The sequence below is a fragment of the Cellulosimicrobium sp. E-16 genome (assembly GCF_049913115.1).
GTDB lineage: Bacteria > Actinomycetota > Actinomycetes > Actinomycetales > Cellulomonadaceae > Cellulosimicrobium.
The window spans coordinates 2,527,235-2,547,701 of record NZ_CP183974.1 but is presented as its reverse complement, the minus strand read 5'-3'; the positions used below and the strand labels follow the sequence as shown (position 1 = coordinate 2,547,701).

16 protein-coding genes and 1 tRNA gene are annotated in these 20,467 nt (G+C 72.4%); 12 read left to right on the top strand and 5 right to left on the bottom strand.

The genetic code is table 11. From position 1 onward, the window contains the following. Nucleotides 1–120 precede the first annotated feature (120 nt). Nucleotides 121–194: transfer RNA gene (locus tag ACN9MS_RS11345), tRNA-Leu, on the bottom strand. 189 nt (nt 195–383) lie between these two features. Between ACN9MS_RS11345 and ACN9MS_RS11340 the strand changes: the two genes are divergently transcribed. Together ACN9MS_RS11340 and ACN9MS_RS11335 are read left to right on the top strand one after the other, a co-directional pair. Beyond that, nucleotides 384–1,004 carry an ANTAR domain-containing response regulator gene (locus ACN9MS_RS11340; RefSeq protein ID WP_426311881.1) on the top strand — a complete coding sequence of 207 codons (621 nt, stop codon included), beginning with the start codon at nt 384–386 and terminating at the stop codon, nt 1,002–1,004. A 237-nt stretch (nt 1,005–1,241) separates the two neighbouring features. After that, a complete protein-coding gene (locus ACN9MS_RS11335) occupies nt 1,242–1,907 on the top strand; it encodes a GNAT family N-acetyltransferase (RefSeq protein ID WP_172820057.1) in 666 nt (221 codons plus the stop codon). Nucleotides 1,908–1,959: 52 nt separating this feature from the next. On the opposite strand, the gene ACN9MS_RS11330 is transcribed toward ACN9MS_RS11335, so the two are convergent. Then, complete coding sequence (locus tag ACN9MS_RS11330; protein WP_426308718.1) at nt 1,960–2,442, bottom strand: hotdog fold thioesterase; 483 nt, start codon at nt 2,440–2,442, stop codon at nt 1,960–1,962. Between ACN9MS_RS11330 and polA the strand changes: the two genes are divergently transcribed. Next, complete coding sequence (polA, locus tag ACN9MS_RS11325; RefSeq protein WP_426308717.1) at nt 2,441–5,146, top strand: DNA polymerase I; 2,706 nt, start codon at nt 2,441–2,443, stop codon at nt 5,144–5,146. The two genes, ACN9MS_RS11330 and polA, sit on opposite strands and share 2 nt — an antisense overlap. A gap of 10 nt (nt 5,147–5,156) precedes the next feature. Here polA and ACN9MS_RS11320 read toward each other — a convergent pair whose 3' ends face one another. Next, nucleotides 5,157–6,020: a class I SAM-dependent methyltransferase gene (locus tag ACN9MS_RS11320; RefSeq protein WP_426308716.1), complete on the bottom strand. Its 864-nt coding sequence runs from the start codon at nt 6,018–6,020 to the stop codon at nt 5,157–5,159. A 227-nt stretch (nt 6,021–6,247) separates the two neighbouring features. Here ACN9MS_RS11320 and ACN9MS_RS11315 point away from each other — a divergent pair, with 227 nt between their 5' ends. Then, nucleotides 6,248–7,273, top strand: a complete 1,026-nt coding sequence (locus tag ACN9MS_RS11315; protein ID WP_053370761.1) for a 6-phosphofructokinase — start codon at nt 6,248–6,250, stop codon at nt 7,271–7,273. 202 nt (nt 7,274–7,475) lie between these two features. Further along, the gene (gene rpsA / locus ACN9MS_RS11310) at nt 7,476–8,957 is read left to right on the top strand and encodes a 30S ribosomal protein S1 (RefSeq protein WP_375823766.1); all 1,482 of its coding nucleotides are present in this window, start codon (nt 7,476–7,478) and stop codon (nt 8,955–8,957) included. A 198-nt stretch (nt 8,958–9,155) separates the two neighbouring features. Here the strand turns inward: rpsA and ACN9MS_RS11305 are convergent, their stop codons facing one another. Further along, nucleotides 9,156–11,099 (bottom strand): ABC transporter ATP-binding protein, encoded by a 1,944-nt coding sequence (locus tag ACN9MS_RS11305; RefSeq protein WP_426308715.1) that lies wholly within the window; start codon nt 11,097–11,099, stop codon nt 9,156–9,158. Nucleotides 11,100–11,271: 172 nt separating this feature from the next. On the opposite strand from ACN9MS_RS11305, the gene ACN9MS_RS11300 reads away from it, so the two are divergent. The 3 genes from ACN9MS_RS11300 (at nt 11,272) to ACN9MS_RS11290 (ending at nt 13,132) form a co-directional block, all read left to right on the top strand. Next, the gene (locus tag ACN9MS_RS11300; RefSeq protein ID WP_426308714.1) at nt 11,272–11,814 is read left to right on the top strand and encodes a MarR family winged helix-turn-helix transcriptional regulator; all 543 of its coding nucleotides are present in this window, start codon (nt 11,272–11,274) and stop codon (nt 11,812–11,814) included. Between the two features lie 62 nt (nt 11,815–11,876). Then, complete coding sequence (coaE, locus tag ACN9MS_RS11295; RefSeq protein WP_426308713.1) at nt 11,877–12,518, top strand: dephospho-CoA kinase; 642 nt, start codon at nt 11,877–11,879, stop codon at nt 12,516–12,518. After that, on the top strand, nt 12,515–13,132 hold the full coding sequence (locus ACN9MS_RS11290; RefSeq protein ID WP_426308712.1) for a pyroglutamyl-peptidase I: 618 nt from the start codon (nt 12,515–12,517) through the stop codon (nt 13,130–13,132). Before coaE ends, ACN9MS_RS11290 begins: the two co-directional genes overlap by 4 nt. A gap of 73 nt (nt 13,133–13,205) precedes the next feature. On the opposite strand, the gene ACN9MS_RS11285 is transcribed toward ACN9MS_RS11290, so the two are convergent. After that, entirely contained in the window at nt 13,206–14,570 is a 1,365-nt protein-coding gene (locus tag ACN9MS_RS11285) for a choice-of-anchor A family protein (RefSeq protein ID WP_426308711.1), read from the bottom strand. 245 nt (nt 14,571–14,815) lie between these two features. On the opposite strand from ACN9MS_RS11285, the gene uvrB reads away from it, so the two are divergent. The 4 genes from uvrB to ACN9MS_RS11265 all read left to right on the top strand — a co-directional run bounded on the left by uvrB (nt 14,816) and on the right by ACN9MS_RS11265 (nt 20,461). Continuing rightward, nucleotides 14,816–16,924, top strand: coding sequence for an excinuclease ABC subunit UvrB (gene uvrB, locus ACN9MS_RS11280; RefSeq protein ID WP_053370767.1), 2,109 nt, complete (start codon nt 14,816–14,818; stop codon nt 16,922–16,924). A gap of 277 nt (nt 16,925–17,201) precedes the next feature. Further along, nucleotides 17,202–18,206, top strand: a complete 1,005-nt coding sequence (locus tag ACN9MS_RS11275) for a TerC family protein (protein ID WP_426308710.1) — start codon at nt 17,202–17,204, stop codon at nt 18,204–18,206. Next, complete coding sequence (locus ACN9MS_RS11270) at nt 18,206–19,336, top strand: TerC family protein (RefSeq protein WP_426308709.1); 1,131 nt, start codon at nt 18,206–18,208, stop codon at nt 19,334–19,336. The genes ACN9MS_RS11275 and ACN9MS_RS11270 overlap by 1 nt, the downstream gene beginning before the upstream one ends. 30 nt (nt 19,337–19,366) lie before the next feature. Next, the gene (locus ACN9MS_RS11265) at nt 19,367–20,461 is read left to right on the top strand and encodes a protein kinase family protein (protein WP_426308708.1); all 1,095 of its coding nucleotides are present in this window, start codon (nt 19,367–19,369) and stop codon (nt 20,459–20,461) included. The last annotated feature ends 6 nt before the right edge of the window (nt 20,462–20,467 follow it).

The following is a 20,467-nucleotide window of genomic DNA, read 5'->3' as shown; positions in this document are numbered from 1 at the left end:
CCTCCCACCCGGACGCACGGCGACGCGCCCTGCTCCGGACGGTACGAGCGGGGTGTGTCGAGGGTGTTTCCTGCGGTTTCCTGCGCGTCACGACGGCGGGACGTCGCCAGGAGGGGAGGGTGCCCCGGGTGGGATTCGAACCCACACTGGATCGGGTTTGAGCCGAACGCCTCTGCCGGTTGGGCTACCGGGGCGGTGCGCTCGTGGCCCGTCACCGGTCCGCTGCGCGTGCACCATCGAACCACACGTGGTCGCCTTCACGAGAATCACACTCCTCCGAGGGCGAAACGCGCGGGCGACAGGGGGTACGGCGCACTACAGTGAACCCCGTGAGTGACCAGACAGCGCAGCCCGAGGACAAGCAGCCGCTCGACCTGCCCCCGATGATCGAGCCCGAGCCCGCCGCGACCCCCGCACCGACGGGCCGTCCCGCGCGCCGAGCGATCGTCGCCGAGGACGAGGCCCTGATCCGTCTCGACGTGGTCGAGACGCTGCGCGACGCCGGGTTCGACGTCGTCGGCGAGGCCGGCGACGGTGCCACGGCGGTGAAGCTGGCGCTCGAGCTCAAGCCCGACGTCGTCGTCATGGACGTGAAGATGCCCGAGCTCGACGGCATCTCCGCCGCGGAGCAGATCGGCAAGGCGCACGCCGCGCCCGTCGTCCTGCTGACGGCGTTCTCGCAGGCGGAGCTCGTCGAGCGGGCGCGCGACGCGGGGGCCATGGCCTACGTCGTCAAGCCGTTCACGCCGGCGGACCTGCTGCCCGCGGTCGAGATCGCGATCTCGCGCTACTCGCAGATCACGGCGCTCGAGTCCGAGGTCGCGGACCTGGCCGAGCGCTTCGAGACGCGCAAGCGCGTGGACCGCGCCAAGGGACTGCTCATGACGAAGATGGGTCTCTCGGAGCCGGAGTCGTTCCGCTGGATCCAGAAGACGTCGATGGACCGCCGCCTCACCATGCGCGAGGTCGCGGACGCCGTCATCGAGCAGGTCGGCGGCGCCTGAGCCCAGATCGGCGACCGATCGGTCCGCGGCCGGGGTCCTGAGCAGGACCTTTGTCACGGCGCCCCGGGCGGGCTATCGTCTTGGACTGGCGTCCAGTAGTTCCCGGGGCGGTGGACACGCGGTCGCCACGTAGTGCTCAGTCGACGGCCGACGGCGCCGTCCGAGCGACGTGGAACCATCTCACGCCCCACGTCCCTCGGTGCCGTCGGTCCCACGGTACGAACGAGGAGGAGCGCAGTGCGCCCAGCAGTGGAGGTCAGGCCCGCGGTCGGTGACGACCTGCCGGGGATCGCTGTGCTGTGCTCGGAGGCCCGCCGCGAGTCGGCGTCGGGCGCCCAGATCTGCGCGCCCGACGAGGACCGCCTGGTCCGGCACCTGTCGGTGCTGCTGACGCTGCCTGGCGGCAACGTCCTCGTCGCCCTGCACGACGGCCGCCCCGTCGGGTTCGTGCTGGCGCGCGTGCTCGACCCGCACCTGTTCGCGGACGAGCCCAGCCTGTACGTCGAGGCCGTCTACGTCGGCGAGGACGCGCGCCGCCGCGGCGTCGGTCACGCGCTGCTCAGCGCCACCGCCGACCTCGCCGCCACGTCGGGCGCGACGCACGTCTACTCGGTGCCGATCCCCGGCTCGCGCGGCGTCCAGCGCTTCCTGGCGCGGCTCGGCTTCGGCCCGGTCGCGGGTCACCGTGTCGTGTCGACGGCGGTGCTCCAGCGCCGTCTCGCGGCCGACCTCACGCCCACCCGCCGGGGCACCCGGTCCCTCGAGGACCTCATCGCGCGTCGCCGGCGCGCCCGGACGGAGACGATGTCCGGCCCCGTCGACCTGCGCGAGTTCCAGGCGGAGTACCGCAGCCGCAGCGGCGTGGTGACGCCCGTCGAGGCCCGCGAGACGCTGCCCGGCTGAGCGACGTCCGCCCGCCGGCCAGGTCCGGCCGGCGGACTCCGAGGCGCCCTGGTCAGTCCAGGCTGAGGATCATGCACGTGAGGCGCGCCGTGCACACGCGACGCCCCTCGTCGTCGGACACCACGATCTCGTAGCTCGCCGTCGTGCGGCCCCGGTGGACCGCGACGGCCTCCCCGTGGACCCAGCCGTCGCGCACCCCGCGGTGGTGCGTCGCGTTGACCTCGATCCCCACCGCGGCGCGCCCGGGTCCGCCGTGGAGCTGGGCGGCGATCGACCCGAGCGTCTCGGCGAGCACCACCGACGCGCCACCGTGCAGCAGCCCGGCGGGCTGCGTGTTGCCCGCGACCGGCATGCGGGCGGTGACGCGCTCGGCGCTCACCTCCTCCAGCTCGATGCCCATGCGCTCGATGAGCGTGCCCGCGGTGCGCAGGCCCAAGGCCTCGTAGGCGTGGCGCGGGGCCTCGGCGGCCTCCGTCGCGGTGGGCGCGGGCGCGGTGGGGTCGGTGGCCCGGTCGGGGCCGTGCGTGTCGGTCATGGACTGTAGGTTGGCACCCGTGACGACCTCCGCGCGACCTCGCCTCCTGCTCATCGACGGACACTCCATGGCCTACCGCGCGTTCTTCGCGCTCCCGGCGGAGAACTTCTCGACGACCACGGGGCAGCACACGAACGCGGTGTACGGGTTCACGTCGATGCTCATCAACCTCCTGCGCGACGAGGAGCCGACGCACGTCGCGGTCGCGTTCGACGCGGGTCGCCAGTCGTTCCGCACCGAGATCCTCCCGAGCTACAAGGGCACGCGCGAGTCCTCGCCCGAGCCGTTCCGCGGCCAGGTCCCGCTCATCAAGGAGATCCTCGAGACGCTGCACATCCCGACGCTCGAGCGCGAGGGCTACGAGGCGGACGACATCTTCGCGACGCTCGCCACGCAGGGCGCGGACGCCGGGATGGAGGTCCTCGTCTGCTCGGGCGACCGCGACTCGTTCCAGCTCGTGGGCCCCGACGTCACGGTGCTCTACCCCAAGAAGGGCGTCTCCGAGCTCGCGCGCATGGACAGCGCCGCGGTCGTCGAGAAGTACGGCGTGCCGCCCGAGCGCTACCCGGACCTCGCCGCGCTCGTGGGCGAGACGTCAGACAACCTGCCGGGCATCCCGGGTGTCGGCCCCAAGACCGCCGCGAAGTGGATCACGGCGTACGGCGACCTCGACGGCCTCCTGGACCACGCCGACGAGATCAAGGGCAAGGCGGGGGAGAACCTGCGCGCGCACCTCGACCAGGTCCGCCTCAACCGGCAGCTCAACGCGCTCCTGCGCGACCTCGAGCTTCCCCTCGGGCCGGACGACCTGGTGACGCGCCCCTGGGACCGCGAGGCCGCGCACCGCGTCCTCGACGCGCTCGAGTTCCGCGTCCTGCGCGACCGGCTCTTCGCGATCGCCCCCGAGGGCGAGGTCGAGACCGAGGCGGGCTTCGACGTCGAGCTCACCGACGTCCTGCCGGGCGGACTGGGCGCGTGGCTCGCCGAGCACGGGACCCGTCCGCTGGGCGTCGAGGTGGCCGGCAAGGCGGTGCCGGGCGGCGGGGACGCCTGGGGGCTCGCGCTGTCCGACGACGCGGGGGCGGCGGTCGCGCTCGAGCTCGCCGACGTCGGGGGTGCCGACGACGAGGCGCTGGCCGCGTGGCTCGCGGACCCGGAGCGGCCGAAGGTCGTGCACGGCGCGAAGGCCGCGTGGCACGAGCTCGCGGCGCGCGGCTACGACCTCGCGGGCGTCACGTTCGACACCGAGCTCGCGGCCTACCTGTGCCACCCCGACCAGCGCGGCTACGACCTGGGCGACCTCGTCGTGCGGCACCTGCACCGCGAGCTGCGCCCGGACACGGAGGCGGGCAACGACGCGCAGGGCGCGCTCGACCTCTCGCTCGACGGCAGCGGCGAGCAGGAGCGCGACGCGGTGCGCGCGCTCGCCGTCGCCCAGCTCGGCGACGTCCTCGTGGGCGAGCTCGAGGACCGCGGCGCGACGACGCTCCTCTCCGACCTCGAGCTGCCGCTCTCCCAGGTGCTCGCCCGCATGGAGCAGCGCGGTATCGCGGCGGACGTCGAGTACCTGCGCGAGCTCGAGCAGCACTTCGGCGACCTCGTCGCGACGGCCGCGGCCGAGGCGTACGCGGTCATCGGGCGCGAGGTGAACCTGGGCTCGCCCAAGCAGCTCCAGGAGGTCCTGTTCGACCAGCTCGGCATGCCCAAGACGAAGAAGATCAAGACGGGGTACACGACCGACGCGTCGGCGCTCGCGGACCTGTTCGTCAAGACGCAGCACCCGTTCCTCGAGCACCTGCTCGCGCACCGCGACGCCTCGCGCCTGCGCCAGACGGTCGAGGGCCTGCTCAAGTCCGTCGCGGACGACGGACGGATCCACACGACGTTCCAGCAGACGATCGCGGCGACGGGCCGGCTCAGCTCGACCGACCCGAACCTGCAGAACATCCCGATCCGCACCGAGGCGGGCCGGCGCATCCGGCGCGCCTTCGTCGTCGGCGAGGGCTACGAGACGCTCATGACCGCCGACTACAGCCAGATCGAGATGCGCATCATGGCGCACCTCTCCGGCGACGAGGGGCTCATCGAGGCGTTCCGCTCGGGAGAGGACCTGCACTCCTACGTCGGGTCGCGCGTGTTCGAGGTCCCGGCGGCCGAGGTGACACCCGCGATGCGCTCGAAGATCAAGGCGATGTCCTACGGCCTGGCGTACGGGCTGTCGGCGTTCGGGCTCTCGCAGCAGCTCACCATCGAGGTGGGCGAGGCCCAGAAGCTCATGGACGACTACTTCGAGCGCTTCGGCGGCGTGCGCGACTACCTCACGGGCGTCGTCGACGAGGCGCGCGCCACGGGCTACACGGCGACCATCCTCGGGCGCCGTCGGTACCTGCCCGACCTCACGAGCGACAACCGCCAGCGTCGCCAGATGGCCGAGCGCATGGCCCTCAACGCGCCGATCCAGGGCAGCGCGGCAGACATCATCAAGGTCGCGATGCTGGGCGTCCAGGGAGCGATCGACGAGCGCGGGCTGCGCTCGCGGCTGCTCCTCCAGGTGCACGACGAGCTCGTGGTCGAGGTCGCACCGGGCGAGCGCGACGCGGTCGAAGAGGTGCTGCGCACGCAGATGGGCGCGGCGGCGGACCTCGACGTGCCGCTCGACGTCTCCGTCGGCGTGGGCGCGACGTGGCACGACGCGGGGCACTGACCCCGCGGTGTCAGCCCGGGAGGCGCGTGCGGAAGATCGCCGTCCCGGGCAGGTAGGCGCCGCGCACCGGGCCCCACCCGCCCCACACCTCCGTGTTGGCGTCGGGCCACTCCGGCTCGACGACGTCGCGCACCTCCAGCCCGGCGGCGACCACGTCGCGCACGTGGTCGCCCAGGGTGCGGTGGTACTCGGCGTAGGCGACCCGGCCGGCGGCGTCGGTCTCGACGTAGGGCCGGCGGTCGAAGTAGGAGCGGTTCGCGGTCAGCCCGTGCTCGCTCGGGTCGTCGGGGAACGCCCACCGGGTCGGGTGGGTCACCGAGAACGTCCACGTGCCGCCAGGCCGCAGCACGCGCGCGACCTCGCGGTGGATCGCGTCCGCGTCGGGGACGAACGGGATCGCGCCGAACGATGTGAACGCGACGTCGAAGACGTCGTCCGCGAACGGCAGGCGGCGCGCGTCCGCCTGCACGGCCGGGACCCGGACCCCGGTGGCCCGGTCGAGCGCCGCCCCCGCGGCGAGCATCCCCCGGGAGACGTCCGTCGCGACCACGTGTGCTCCCTGCGTGGCGAGCCAGCGCGAGCACTGGGCCGCGCCGGCGCCGACCTCGAGCACGCGGAGCTCCGCCACGTCGCCGAGCAGCCGGGCGTCGCGCTCCCGCAGCCCCTCGGGGCACCAGCAGAAGTCCGCCGCGCCGAGGAACGCCCCGTGCTCGTCGAGGTACTCGGCAGCGTTCGCGTCCCACCACCCGCGCCCGGCGCGGCCGCCCTCGACGGCCGGCACGTCGCGGTAGCCGGCGTCGGCCGTCGGGCCGGGCCGGACCACGTCGTGCGGGGCGGGGACCTGGGGCGGCACGGGGGGCGGGGTCGCGCTCATCCCGCCATTCTCCCGGGTGGCGCGGCTCCCGGGCCCCGTCGTGCGCCGCACGGCCCGGGCGCTCGGGACCTTGGTCGTCGGCGTGCCCGAGGACCGGGACGGACCGTGACCCACGGCGCCGGGTTGACTAGGGTTGAGGGCGACGCGGTGCCGCGGAGGTCGGCACCTCCGTCGACGCCGGGCACGCGCGCGAGGACGCGCGACGCGACGACGAGACGGAGGAACAGGTGCGCATCGGACTTCTCACCGGCGGAGGCGACTGCCCCGGCCTGAACGCGGCGATCCGGGCCGTGGTCAAGCAGGGGACGGGGGAGTACGGGCACACCATCATCGGCTTCCGCAACGGGTGGCGCGGCGTGGTGGACGGCGACGTGCACCCGCTCGGACGCCAGGACATCCGCAACGTGCTGCCGGTCGGCGGGACGCTGCTGGGCACGGCGCGGTTCCACCCGCGCGAGGAGGACGGCAGCATGGACGCCGTCCTCGCGACGGTCGAGGCGGAGCACCTCGACGCGCTCATCTGCATCGGCGGCGACGGCACGCTGCACGCCGCGAGCCGCGTCGCCGAGGCGGGCGTCAAGATCGTCGCGATCCCCAAGACGATCGACAACGACGTCGAGGGCACCGACCTGTCCATCGGTTTCCACACCGCGGTGAACATCGCGACCGAGGCCCTCGACCGCGTGCACACCACGGCGGAGAGCCACAACCGCGTCATGGTCGTCGAGGTCATGGGCCGCCACGCCGGCTGGATCGCGGTGAACTCCGGCATCGCCGGTGGCGCGGAGGTCGTCCTCGCGCCGGAGGAGCCCTTCGACATCGACCAGCTCGTGAAGTTCCTGCGGCACCGGCACCGGGCGCACGCGAACTTCTCGATCGTCGTCGTCGCCGAGGGCGCCGTGCCGCGCGAGGGTTCGTCGATGGAGTTCACGCAGCAGCTCGGCCGCTTCGGCGAGATCGTCGCGGGGTCGATCGGTGAGCGCGTGAGCGCGGAGATCGCGGAGCGCACGGGGTTCGACACGCGCCTCACGGTGCTCGGGCACGTGCAGCGCGGCGGGGAGCCGACGCCCACCGACCGCATCCTCGGCAGCCGGTTCGGCGTCGCCGCCGTCGACGCGGTGAGCGCGGGGACGTCGGGCGTGATGACGGCGCTGCGCGGGGAGCGCGTGGAGCTCGTGTCGCTGGCGGAGGTGGCCGGGCGGCCCAAGCGCGTGCCCGAGGAGCTGCTCCGCGTCGCACGCGTGCTCGCCTGAGGCGGCCCGGGTGCAGGACGCAGGGGCGTCCGTCCTCGCGTTGACCACCGGGGTGACACCCGGATAAGGTGGACGGCGGTGCGTTGCGCCTGCCTTCGTCCCGAACTCGACGCCAACCATGACGTCCACGGGGCAGCGGCAGCGGCGCGCCGAGAACCCTACCCGCTCGACTACACCTGTCCGCATCGGAGCATCGAACTCAATGACCATCTCTACCCCCGCGAAGTCCGCACCCCAGGTTGCCGTCAACGACATCGGCACCGAGGAGGACTTCCTCGCCGCCGTTGACGCGACCATCAAGTACTTCAACGACGGCGACATCGTCGAAGGCACGATCGTCAAGGTGGACCGCGACGAGGTCCTCCTCGACATCGGCTACAAGACCGAGGGCGTCATCCCCTCCCGCGAGCTGTCCATCAAGCACGACGTGGACCCCGGTGAGGTCGTCAACGTCGGCGACGCGGTCGAGGCCCTCGTCCTCCAGAAGGAGGACAAGGAAGGCCGTCTGATCCTGTCCAAGAAGCGTGCGCAGTACGAGCGCGCCTGGGGCACGATCGAGAAGATCAAGGAGGAGGACGGCGTCGTCACCGGCACCGTCATCGAGGTCGTCAAGGGTGGTCTCATCCTCGACATCGGCCTCCGTGGCTTCCTCCCGGCCTCCCTCGTGGAGATGCGTCGCGTCCGCGACCTCCAGCCGTACGTCGGCAAGGAGATCGAGGCGAAGATCATCGAGCTCGACAAGAACCGCAACAACGTCGTCCTCTCGCGCCGTGCCTGGCTCGAGCAGACGCAGTCCGAGGTCCGCTCCACCTTCCTGCAGACGCTGCAGAAGGGCCAGGTGCGCCCCGGTGTCGTCTCCTCGATCGTCAACTTCGGTGCGTTCGTGGACCTCGGCGGCGTCGACGGCCTCGTGCACGTCTCCGAGCTCTCCTGGAAGCACATCGACCACCCCTCCGAGGTCGTCGAGGTCGGCCAGGAGGTCACGGTCGAGGTCCTGGACGTCGACTTCGACCGCGAGCGCGTCTCGCTGTCGCTCAAGGCGACGCAGGAGGACCCGTGGCAGACGTTCGCCCGGACCCACGCGATCGGTCAGGTCGTGCCGGGCAAGGTCACCAAGCTCGTCCCGTTCGGTGCGTTCGTGCGCGTCGAGGACGGCATCGAGGGCCTCGTGCACATCTCGGAGCTGGCCGTGCGCCACGTCGAGCTGCCGGAGCAGGTCGTCAACGTCGGTGACGAGGTCTTCGTCAAGGTCATCGACATCGACCTCGAGCGTCGCCGCATCTCGCTCTCGCTCAAGCAGGCCAACGAGGGCGTGGACCCGGAGTCGGACGACTTCGACCCCGCGCTCTACGGCATGGCCGCCGAGTACGACGAGCAGGGGAACTACAAGTACCCCGAGGGCTTCGACCCGGAGACCAACGAGTGGCTCGAGGGCTTCGAGACGCAGCGCGAGGCCTGGGAGGCGGAGTACGCCAAGGCGCACGAGCGCTGGGAGGCGCACCGCAAGCAGGTCGCCGAGGCCGTCAAGGCCGACTTCGACGCCGCGTCGGGCGACTCGGGCTCGTCGAGCTCGTCGTCCTCCAGCAGCACGTCCTACTCGTCGGCCCCGGCCGCCGAGGCCACGGGCACGCTCGCGTCGGACGAGGCGCTCGCCGCGCTCCGCGAGAAGCTCACCGGCAACTGATCTCCTGACGCCCTCCGCCGTTCCGGCGGAGACGTCGTAGGTCGCACGAAGGCCCGCCACCCCTCGGGGTGGCGGGCCTTCGCCGCGCCCGGCGGGCGCGTCCGGTGCCGAGCAGGTCATCCTGGTCCGTCGATGGTCGCGGACGAGCCGGAACCGCCTGTTCGGCGGTCCAGGATCGCCTGCCCGACGTTCCGGCGGTCAGGCCGTGGCGGTCGCCGGCTCGGTGGCCGGGTCGGGGTCCGACGGCGCGGGCGAGTCCGCGAACTGCGTCCGGTAGAGCTCGGCATACCGGCCGTGGCGGGCGAGCAGCTCGGTGTGCGTGCCCGTCTCGACGACGCGCCCCGCGTCGAGGACGACGATGAGGTCCGCCTCGCGGACCGTCGAGAGCCGGTGCGCGATGACGAGCGACGTCCGCCCGCGCAGCGCCTCTGCGAGCGCGGCCTGGACCGCGGCCTCCGAGCCGGAGTCGAGGTGCGCCGTCGCCTCGTCGAGGACGACGAGCCGCGGCGCCTTGAGGAACACGCGCGCGATGGCCAGGCGTTGGCGCTCCCCGCCGGACATCCGGTAGCCGCGGTCGCCGACCACGGTGTCCATCCCCGACGGCAGCGCCGCGACGACGTCCCACACGTGCGCGCGCCGCAGCGCGGCCTCGAGCTCGGCGTCGGTCGCGTCGGGCTTGGCGTACCGGAGGTTCTCGGCGATGGAGTCGTGGAAGAGGTGGGCCTCCTGCGTGACCACGCCGACGGCGTCGTGCAGGCTCTCCTGCGTGACCTCGCGCAGGTCGCGCCCCGCGATCCGCACGTGGCCGGAGGTCGGGTCGTACATGCGCGTGACGAGCTGCGACACGGTCGTCTTGCCCGCGCCGGACGATCCGACGAGCGCGACCATCGCCCCCGCGGGGACGGAGAAGGTGACGTCGCGCAGCGTGTCCGTCGTGGGGTCGGCCCCCTCGACGGCGACGGACTCGAGCGAGGCGAGGGAGACCTCGGCGGCGCCCGGGTAGCGGAACGTCACGCCGTCGAGCTCGAGGCTCGCGCCGTCCTTCTCCAGGTCGTCGGCGAGGTCGTCGGCGTCGGGCGCGTCCGTCACGGTCGGCTCGAGGTCGAGCACCTCGAGCACGCGCTCGAAGCTCACGAGGGCGGTCATGACGTCGACCTGGACGTTGGACATGGCCGTCAGCGGGCCGTAGAGGCGTCCGAGGTAGGCGGTGAGCGCGACGACCGTTCCGACGGTCAGCGAGCCCGAGATCGCCATGACGCCGCCGAGGCCGTAGACGATCGCGACGGCGACGGAGGCGACGACGGTGAGGCCGACACGGAAGACCGTGCCGTACATGGCCTGCTTCACGCCGATGTCACGCACGCGGCCGGCCTGGGTGGCGAACCGGGACGACTCGCGGGACGGGTCGCCGAAGACCTTGACGAGGTGGGCGCCCGCGACGTTGAACCGCTCGTTCATGGTCTGCGCCGCCTCGGCGTTGAGCTCGTAGCTCTCGCGCGCGATCGCGGCGAGGCGCTTGCCGACCCAGCGAGCCGGGAGCACGAACGCGGGCAGCAACGTCAGGGCGAGCAGGGTGAGCTGCCAGGACATGGAGAGCATCGCGGCGAGGACGAACACGACGGTGAGGAGGTTCGAGAAGACGTTGGAGAGCGTCGACGTGAAGGCCTGCTGCGCGCCGAGGACGTCGCCGTTGAGCCGCTGGACGAGTGCGCCGGTGCGGGTCCGGCTGAAGAAGGCGAGCGGCATCCGCTGCACGTGGTCGAAGACGGCCGTGCGCAGGTCGACGATGAGGCCCTCGCCGATGCGCGAGGAGAACCAGCGCTGGGCGACGCCGAGCGCGCCCGAGAGCACGGCCAGACCGGCGGCGACGAGGGACAGGCTGACGACGACACCGACGTCGCCGGCGGTGATGCCGTCGTCGATGATCCGCTGGAACAGCAGCGGCGTGGCCGCGCCCGCAGCGGCGTCGATCGAGATGAGCACGAGGAAGGCCGCGAGCTGGCGGCGGTAGGGCCGGGCGAACGTGAGGACGCGTCGGATCGTGCCGCGGTGCAGCCGACGGGACGCGACGGAGGAGTCCTGGCGGAACGAGCGCATGCCGCGCCCGCCGCCGGAGCCGGGGAGAGGTGAGGTGAAAGACATGGGGCCTCCAGGGTGGGGGAGGGGCGCGGTCGTCCGCGGCGGCGTGGCGCCGGGCCGGCGCGGCCGGCTGGAGGGCTCGGTCGCGTGGACCGCTCGCGCGACAACGATAGTGAGTCTAACTCACAATGAGTGCTCTCAACAAGACCCCGTCCTGCCGGGTACGCTCGGCCTCGTGACGAGCGATGCGAGCGCACGCCCCGCACCGGGCGTGGTCGGTGGCCCGGCCTCCACGGACGAGGCGGGAGAGTTCCTCGCGCTGCTGCACGCGGCGCTCCGGAGCGTGCGACGCGAGGCGAGCGAGCGTGCCCAGCCGGCGGGGACCACCCCCGGCCAGTACCGGATGCTGCGGTTCCTCGCCCGTTGCGACGAGCCCTGCCGGCTCGGCGCGGTCGCGTCCGCGCTGGACGTCGCCCCGCGCTCGGTGACGTCCAAGGTCGACGATGCCGAGCAGGCCGGTCTCGTCCGGCGCACCCCCGACCCGCACGACCGGCGAGCGACGCTCGTCGAGCTGACCCCGCGGGGGCGTGAGGTCGTCGCGCAGGTGGGAGCGGAGCGTTCGTCGAGCGCCGGCACGCTCCTCGCGCGCCTCGACGCCGCCGAGCGTGCCGAGCTCCTGCGGCTCCTGCGTGCCGTCGCTGGCGAGCGGCAGGACGATGCGCGCGCCGGCGACCGGCCGGCGGGCGGCGCGGGCGAGCCGCGGGGCGCGCACGCCTGAACCCGCCCACCGGGTCGAGCGTCCCGGCGCGAGGTCGCCCACCGGCTGGCAGGATGGGGCGCATGTTTCGCATCGGCCTGACCGGAGGAATCGCGGCGGGGAAGTCCGTCGCGCTCGCACGCTTCGCCGAGCTCGGCGCCGTCGTCGTGGACTACGACGCGCTCTCCCGCGACGCGGTGGCGCCCGGGACGGTCGGCCTCGACGAGGTCGTCGAGGCGTTCGGGCTGGGCGTCCTCGACGCCGACGGCGCGCTCGACCGCGCCGCGCTCGGTCGCGTCGTGTTCGGAGACGACGCCGCGCGCGGACGCCTCAACGCCATCGTCCACCCGGAGGTGCGCCGGCTCGCGGCCGAGCACGAGGCGGCCGTCGGCGCGGCCGACCCGCGCGCGGTCGTCGTGCACGACATCCCGCTCCTCGTCGAGACGGGCGACCCCGCGCGCTTCCACTGCGTCGTGGTCGTGCACACGCCCGCGGACGTGCGGGTGGCCCGGCTCGTCGAAGGGCGGGGACTGAGCGAGGACGAGGCCCGTGCGCGCCTCGCCGCCCAGGCGGACGACGCGGCGCGGCTCGCCGCGGCGGACGTGACCCTCGACGGTTCCGGCTCGCCGGACGCGCTGCGCGAGCAGGTCGACGAGCTCTGGGTGCGGGTCCGCGCCGAGGTCGACGCCGAGGTCCAGGCCGAGATCGAGGAGCACGAGGCGTGACCGTCGTCGTCAGCGGGTTCGAGCCGTTCGACGGCGGCCTCACGAACCCGTCGTGGGAGACGGCCGCGCGACTCGCCGAGCGCGGTGAGGTGCTCGCGGGCGACCGGGTGGTCGCCGTCCGGCTCCCCGTGACCTTCGCCGGGGCGTGGCCGGTGCTCGACGCGGCGATCCGTGAGCACGACCCCGACGTCGTCGTGGCGCTCGGCCTGGCGGGCGGTGCGCCGGGTGTGCGCCTCGAACGGGTCGCGGTGAACGTGCGTGACGCGCGCATCCCCGACAACGCCGGCGACCGTCCGGTCGACGTGCCCGTCGCGGAGGGAGGACCGGTCGGGTACTGGTCGACGCTCCCGCTCAAGGCGTCGCTCGCGGAGATCCGCGCGGCGGGCGTGCCGGTGGCGGTGTCGAGCACCGCGGGGACGTACGTGTGCAACGACGTCTTCTACGCCCTCATGCACCACTGGGGTTCGGGGCCGGGGCGGCGTGCCGGGTTCGTCCACGTCCCCGAGGCTGACGTGGTCCCGATCGAGGACCAGGTCGTGGCCGTGGCCGCCGTCGTGCGGCACGCGCTCCTCGGCACCCCGGAGCCGGTCCTCGCGGGCGGCGCGGAGAGCTGAATCGGGCGCAGGGACGCCGAGGGCCCGACAGGTCGTCCTGCCGGGCCCTCGGTGCGTGCTCGTGCTCGGAGCGTCAGCGCGTCGCGCGCCGACGTGCCACGACGAGGATCGTCGCACCCCCGGCGAGCAGCAGCGCGGCCACCACGGCCAGCACGACGACCGAGGCGCCCGTCGTCGCGAGGCCGCTCTCCGGCGTGCCGTCACCCTGCTCGGCGGACACGGGGGTCGCGTCGGGGCCGGGGGCCGGGGTCTCGGCAGCAGGGGTCGCCTCCGCGGAGGGCTCGCCCGGCTCCTCCGTGGCAGGGGTCTCCTCGGTGGTCGTCGGCGGCGTGGTCACGCCCTCGCCCGGGTGGGGGCCCTCCGGCGACGGCTCCGGCTTGGGCTCCTCGACGAACGGCGTCGACTCGCACGGTCCGGCGAACGGGTAGTTGTGGTGCTCGATCCCGGCGCCCCCGGTGTACTCCACGGCGCCGTTGGACAGGATGCGCCCGTTGGTCGACGTCGCGACGGTGAGGGTCGCGTCCGTGCGCGGGACGACGACCGTCCCGGGGAACTGGTCGTTCGTGCCGAGCGTCACCTGCGTCGCGTCCGGGAAGCTCCACAGGAAGTGCGCCGAGAGGTACTGGCTGTTCTGGTAGACGCGCTCGCCGCCGTACTCCACGTGCTTGAGCCCCGGCACGTCCACCGAGGACCCGGTGACGGTGAGGAGCACCGGACCGCTCCCGGTGACGTACAGCGTGGTCAGGGTAGACGCCTGGGCGGCGGTGAGCGTGTACCGTCCGCCCGCCGCGACCGTCAGGACGCCGCCCTCCGGTGCCGCGGCGACGGCGCCGTCGGCGGCGTCGGTCGCGATGCCCGCGACGAGCCCGGAGAGCGCCGTATAGGGGCGCAGGGCGGCCTCGCGGCCGACGCCCTGCAGGACGGTGCCCGGGCGGCCCGGGGCGTTGCGGCTCTCGGTGCTCGGGGTCGTGCCGGTGATCTCACCCCCGACGACGACGTTGCCGCCGCTCGACGCGTGGAAGCCCACCTGGGTGTTCGTCGCGGTCGCGAGGTCGCCCCCGACGACGAGCATGTCGGTCCCGCCGGCCGGGGTGATGGCCGAGCCGCCGCCCCCCGCGGTCCCCACGTTGAGGCTCCCGGCTCCCGAGAGGTCGGCGTCCCCGCCCACGACGACGCGGCCCTCGAGCTCCGTCGCCGTCGTGACGGTGAGGCCGCCCCCCGCCCAGATGCCGACGCCCGCGTCCTCCACGGCGGTGAGCTCGTACACACCGACCGGTCGCGTGGACGGGTCTGCGGTGCAGACGTCGTCGGCGGTGACCGTCGGCGCGGCAGCCAGCGGCTCAGCGGTCGCGGGCGCGGCGAGGCCGACGGTCGTCAGGGCGAGCGCGGTGAGGGCGAGCAGGGGGATTCCGCGGGGGCGCGCGGGGTGAAGGCGCATGGTGTCGGCTCCAGGTCGAGGGTTCGCTAGCGGCGCTGACTTACTGCGGACGGACTCCGTCGCCCGTGGTCCGTGCTGTCGGGCTGCTCCACGGGCGTCGGGGAGCGGCAGGGTCGAGGCGACCCTAGAGGTTCCGAATGACACCTTCCAAATTACGTCGGGGTGATTTCCGGTCGTGGCTCCGAGGGGGTGCGTCGACCGCGCGCGGAAGGGTCCGTGTGGGTGGCTCGACGTACCGTGGACTCATGCGTCCCGTGACCGATCTCCAGCGTGCGACCACCCCGTTCGAGGTCATCTCCGAGTACCAGCCGTCCGGCGACCAGCCGACGGCGATCGCGGACCTCTCGCAGCGCATCCGCGCGGGAGAGAAGGACGTCGTGCTCCTCGGCGCGACCGGGACGGGCAAGTCGGCCACGACGGCGTGGCTCATCGAGGAGCTCCAGCGCCCGACGCTGGTCATGGCGCCCAACAAGACCCTCGCGGCGCAGCTCGCGACGGAGTTCCGGGAGCTGCTGCCCAACAACGCGGTCGAGTACTTCGTCTCGTACTACGACTACTACCAGCCCGAGGCGTACATCGCGCAGACGGACACCTACATCGAGAAGGACTCGTCCATCAACGACGAGGTCGAGCGCCTGCGGCACTCCGCGACCAGCTCGCTGCTCACCCGGCGCGACGTCGTCGTGGTCGCGTCGGTGTCGTGCATCTACGGCCTCGGCACGCCGCAGGAGTACGTCGACCGCATGGTCCGCCTCGACGTCGGCATGCAGGTCGAGCGCGACGACCTCCTGCGGCAGTTCGTGACCATGCAGTACACGCGCAACGACATGGCGTTCACGCGTGGCACGTTCCGCGTGCGCGGGGACACGGTCGAGATCATCCCGGTGTACGAGGAGCTCGCGGTCCGCATCGAGTTCTTCGGCGACGAGATCGAGAGCATCCAGACCCTGCACCCGCTCACGGGCGACGTGATCCGGTCCGAGCCGAGCATCCACGTGTTCCCGGCGACGCACTACGTCGCGGGGCCGGAGCGCATGGAGCGCGCGATCTCCTCGATCGAGGCCGAGCTCGCCGAGCGGCTCGACGAGCTCGAGCGGCAGAACAAGCTGCTCGAGGCGCAGCGGCTGCGCATGCGCACCACGTACGACATCGAGATGATGCGCCAGATCGGCACCGCGTCCGGCATCGAGAACTACTCGCGGCACATCGACGGCCGCGAGGCGGGATCGGCGCCGAACACGCTGCTCGACTACTTCCCCGAGGACTTCCTCCTCGTCATCGACGAGTCGCACGTGACCGTGCCGCAGATCGGCGCGATGTTCGAGGGCGACATGTCGCGCAAGCGCAGCCTCGTCGACCACGGGTTCCGCCTGCCGAGCGCGATGGACAACCGGCCCCTGCGCTGGGAGGAGTTCGTCGAGCGGATCGGCCAGACCGTGTACCTGTCGGCGACCCCCGGCGACTACGAGCTCTCGATGGCGGACGGCGTGGTCGAGCAGATCATCCGCCCGACCGGCCTCGTCGACCCGGAGGTGCTCGTCAAGCCCACCACGGGGCAGATCGACGACCTCCTGCACGAGATCCGCGAGCGTGTCGAGCGGAACGAGCGCGTGCTCGTCACGACGCTCACCAAGAAGATGGCGGAGGACCTCACCGACTACCTGCTCGAGAAGGACGTGCGGGTGCGGTACCTGCACTCGGAGGTCGACACGCTGCGGCGCGTCGAGCTGCTGCGCGAGCTGCGCCTAGGCGAGTACGACGTCCTCGTCGGGATCAACCTCCTGCGCGAGGGCCTCGACCTGCCCGAGGTGTCGCTCGTCGCGATCCTCGACGCCGACAAGGAGGGCTTCCTGCGGTCGCCCAAGTCCCTCATCCAGACGATCGGCCGCGCGGCCCGCAACGTCTCCGGGCAGGTGCACATGTACGCGGACAAGATCACCCCGGCGATGGCCGCGGCGATCGAGGAGACCGAGCGCCGTCGCGAGCGGCAGATCGCGTACAACACGGAGCACGGGGTCGACCCGACGCCGCTGCGCAAGCGGATCTCCGACGTGACGGACATGCTCGCGCGCGAGGACGTCGACACGGCCGAGCTCCTGGCGGGCGGGTACCGGCAGCCGGGCAAGGGCGCGAAGGGCAAGGCGCCGGTGCCGGGCGGGCCCAAGGAGGGTGCGTCGTCGGGCAACCGGCTCGCCGGCGCGGCGGCGAGCGACCTCGCCCAGCTCATCCAGGAGCTGAGCGACCAGATGCACGCGGCCGCGGGCGAGCTGCAGTTCGAGCTCGCCGCCCGGCTGCGCGACGAGATCTCGGGGCTCAAGAAGGAGCTGCGGCAGATGCAGGCGGCCACCGCCTGAGCGGTGCCCGCCGGGCCCTGGACGTGTGGCCCACGAGCGACCGAGGAACAGTCCACGGTGGCGTGGTGTTGTCACGTCAGGAGGAGCGATGGCCTATGCTGGCTCCTCAGCGAGGGGGAGTATTCCCACACGGTGATGTCGTCATCACGGCCGGCGCAGTCGTCGGCCCGGTGTCACCGGTCCCGCAACCACCAGCCCGCGACCCGTGCGGGTGCGCGTGGCGGTGCGTGGCGGAAGAGACCTTCGGTACTCAGTGCTACGTACCGGAGGTCTTTGCATGGATGTCCCCGTCTGGGTCTGGCTCGTCACCATCGGCGTGATCCTCGCGATGCTCGCCGTCGACTACGTCGGGCACGTGCGCACGCCCCACGCCCCGAGCCTGCGCGAGGCCACCTGGTGGTCCGCCGGCTACGTCGCCGTCGCGGTCGCCTTCGGCGGTATCGTCTGGGCCGTCTGGGGCTCGACGTACGGCGGGGAGTACTTCGCCGGCTACATCACCGAGAAGAGCCTGTCGGTCGACAACCTCTTCGTGTTCGTCCTCATCATGACGAGCTTCCGCGTCCCGCGGCTCTACCAGCAGAAGGTGCTGCTCATCGGCATCACGATCGCGCTGGTCCTGCGGACGATCTTCATCTTCCTCGGCGCGGCCCTCATCGAGAACTTCAGCTGGATCTTCTACATCTTCGGCGCGTTCCTGCTCTACACCGCGTGGACGCAGGTCAAGGCGGGCTCGGGCCACGACGAGGAGTTCCACGAGAACGGCGCGCTGAAGCTGACCCGCCGCCTGTTCCCGACGACGGAGACGTACGTCGAGGACAAGATGACGACGAAGATCGACGGGAAGCGCTACATCACCCCGATGCTCATCGTGATGATCGCGATCGGCAGCGCCGACCTGCTCTTCGCGGTCGACTCGATCCCGGCGATCTTCGGACTCACGCAGGAGACCTACCTCGTGTTCGCCGCCAACGCGTTCTCGCTGCTCGGCCTGCGCCAGCTCTACTTCCTCATCGACGGCCTCCTCGACCGCCTCGTCTACCTCGCGTACGGCCTCGCGGCGATCCTGGGCTTCATCGGCGTCAAGCTGCTCATCCACGCGCTGCACAAGAACGAGGTGCCGTTCATCAACGGCGGTGAGCACATCACCGCCATCCCGGAGATCTCGACGGCGCTGTCGCTCGGCTTCATCGTCGTCGTGCTCACGATCACCACGGTCGCGAGCCTCGCCAAGGACCGCGCCGACCGTCGGCGCTCCGTCGAGAGCTCGGAGGGCTCACGCTGATGGTTCACGAGCTTCCCGTCTGGTTCGAGTGGGCGTCGCTGTCGGCGCTCGCGGTGCTGCTCCTCGTCGACCTGTTCGTCGTGGGGCGTCGCCCGCACGTCCCCTCGATGCGCGAGAGCGCGCTGTGGGTCGGCTTCTACGTCGCGCTCGCCCTCGTCTTCGGGGCGATCGTGGGCGCGGTCGGCGGGGCGGCACCGGCCGGGGAGTTCTACGCGGGGTGGCTCACGGAGTACAGCCTCTCCGTGGACAACCTCTTCGTGTTCGTCATCATCATGGCGCGGTTCGCGGTCCCGCGGGACCAGCAGCAGCGCGTCCTGATGGTGGGCATCATCGTCGCGCTCGTCCTGCGCGGGGCGTTCATCCTCGCGGGCGCGGCGATCATCGCGCAGTTCGTGTGGGTGTTCTACCTCTTCGGCGCGTTCCTCATCTACACGGCGATCAAGCTCGTGGCCGGTGGCGACGAGCCCGAGGAGTACCACGAGAACCGCGCCGTGCGGGCGCTGCGGAAGGTGCTGCCGCTGGGCACGCAGTACGACGGCGGCCGGCTGCGCACGATCGAGGACGGCAAGCGGGTCTTCACGCCGCTCGTCATCGTGTTCCTCGCGATCGGCAGCACCGACCTGCTCTTCGCGTTCGACTCGATCCCCGCGATCTTCGGGCTCACCCAGGACCCGTTCATCGTCTTCACGACGAACGTCTTCGCGCTCATGGGCCTGCGCCAGCTCTACTTCCTCCTGGGCGGCCTGCTCGAGCGGCTGGTCTACCTGCCGATCGGTCTCGCGGTGATCCTCGGGTTCATCGGCGTGAAGCTGATCCTCGAGGCGCTGCACGAGAACACGCTGCCGTTCATCAACGGCGGGGAGCACCTCGACGCCGTCCCGACGGTCCCGATCTGGCTGTCGCTCGTCGTGATCATCGGTGCGCTCGCCGTCACCACCGTCGCGAGCCTGCTGCGGACGCGGGCGCTGCACGCCCAGGACGGCCCGGCCGCGACGGCCGCCGCGAGCGACGTCGCCGGTCCCGTCGAGGACGCGGTCGAGGCGCCTGCGGACGAGACGGTCGAGGAGGTCGCGTCCGCCGGCGAGGCGCCGCCGCGGGGCACAGGCCCGCAGGACGGCGCCGCGCGATAGCGCGTGCCCGACGAGCCGCGGAGCGAGACGGTGCCAGCCCGACGCGACAGGTCCCGCGCTTCCCGCCTGGCCGCGCACGCAGCGGTCGCCACCGCGCTGTCGCTGCGCAGCGTCCACGAGCTGCGCGAGCTCGTGGACGCCGCCCCGCGGATCGGTGCGGGCATCGGCGGGGAGACGGTGCTGCTCGACGTCGACGGCACACCCGTGTTCGTCAAGCACGTGCGACTGACCGACCTGGAGCGCCAGGCGGAGAACGTCCGCTCCACGGCGAACCTGTTCGACCTCCCGACCTTCTGCCACTACGGCGTCGGCGCCATCGGCGCCGCGGGCTTCGGCGCCTGGCGGGAGCTGGCCGCGCACGTCATGACGACGGGCTGGGTGATCGCGGGGGACCACGAGGGCTTTCCCCTGATGCACCACTGGCGGGTGCTTCCCGACGCCGGCCGACCGCTGCCCGACGAGCTGGCCGACGTCGAGCGTGCCGTCGAGTACTGGGGCGGCGGCACGGCGGTGCGTCGCCGGGTCGAGGCCCTGCGGGACTCCTCGGCGAGCATCGTGCTGTTCCTGGAGTACGTCCCGCAGACGCTGCACGACTGGCTCGGCGCCCAGGTCGAGGCAGGTGGCGAGACCGCCGAGCGCGCCTGCGCGCTGGTGGAGGACGGGCTGAGCGCCGGGATCTCGTTCATGAGTTCACGTGGCCTGCTGCACTTCGACACGCACTTCGAGAACGTCCTGACCGACGGGGAACGGCTCTACTTCGCCGACTACGGTCTCGCGATCTCGTCAGCCTTCGACCTCTCGCCCGACGAGGTCGACTTCGTCGCCGCGCACCAGGAGTACGACGACTGCTACAGCGTCACCCACCTGGTGAGCTGGCTGGCCGTCGCCCTGTACGGGTGCGGTCCCGACGAGCGCCGCGCGCTCGTGCGCTCCTGGGCTCAGGGCAGCCTTCCGGCGGGCGCCCCCGCGGCGGTCGCGGCGACGCTGTCCCGGCACGCCCCGGTCGCGGCGGTGGTCGGGGACTTCTACCGCGCGTTCCAGCGGGAGAGCCGGGAGACGCCGTACCCGTGGGAGTCGATCCGCCGGCTCCGGGATCGTCCGCCCGGGCGCGACCGCGCGCGGTGAGACCCC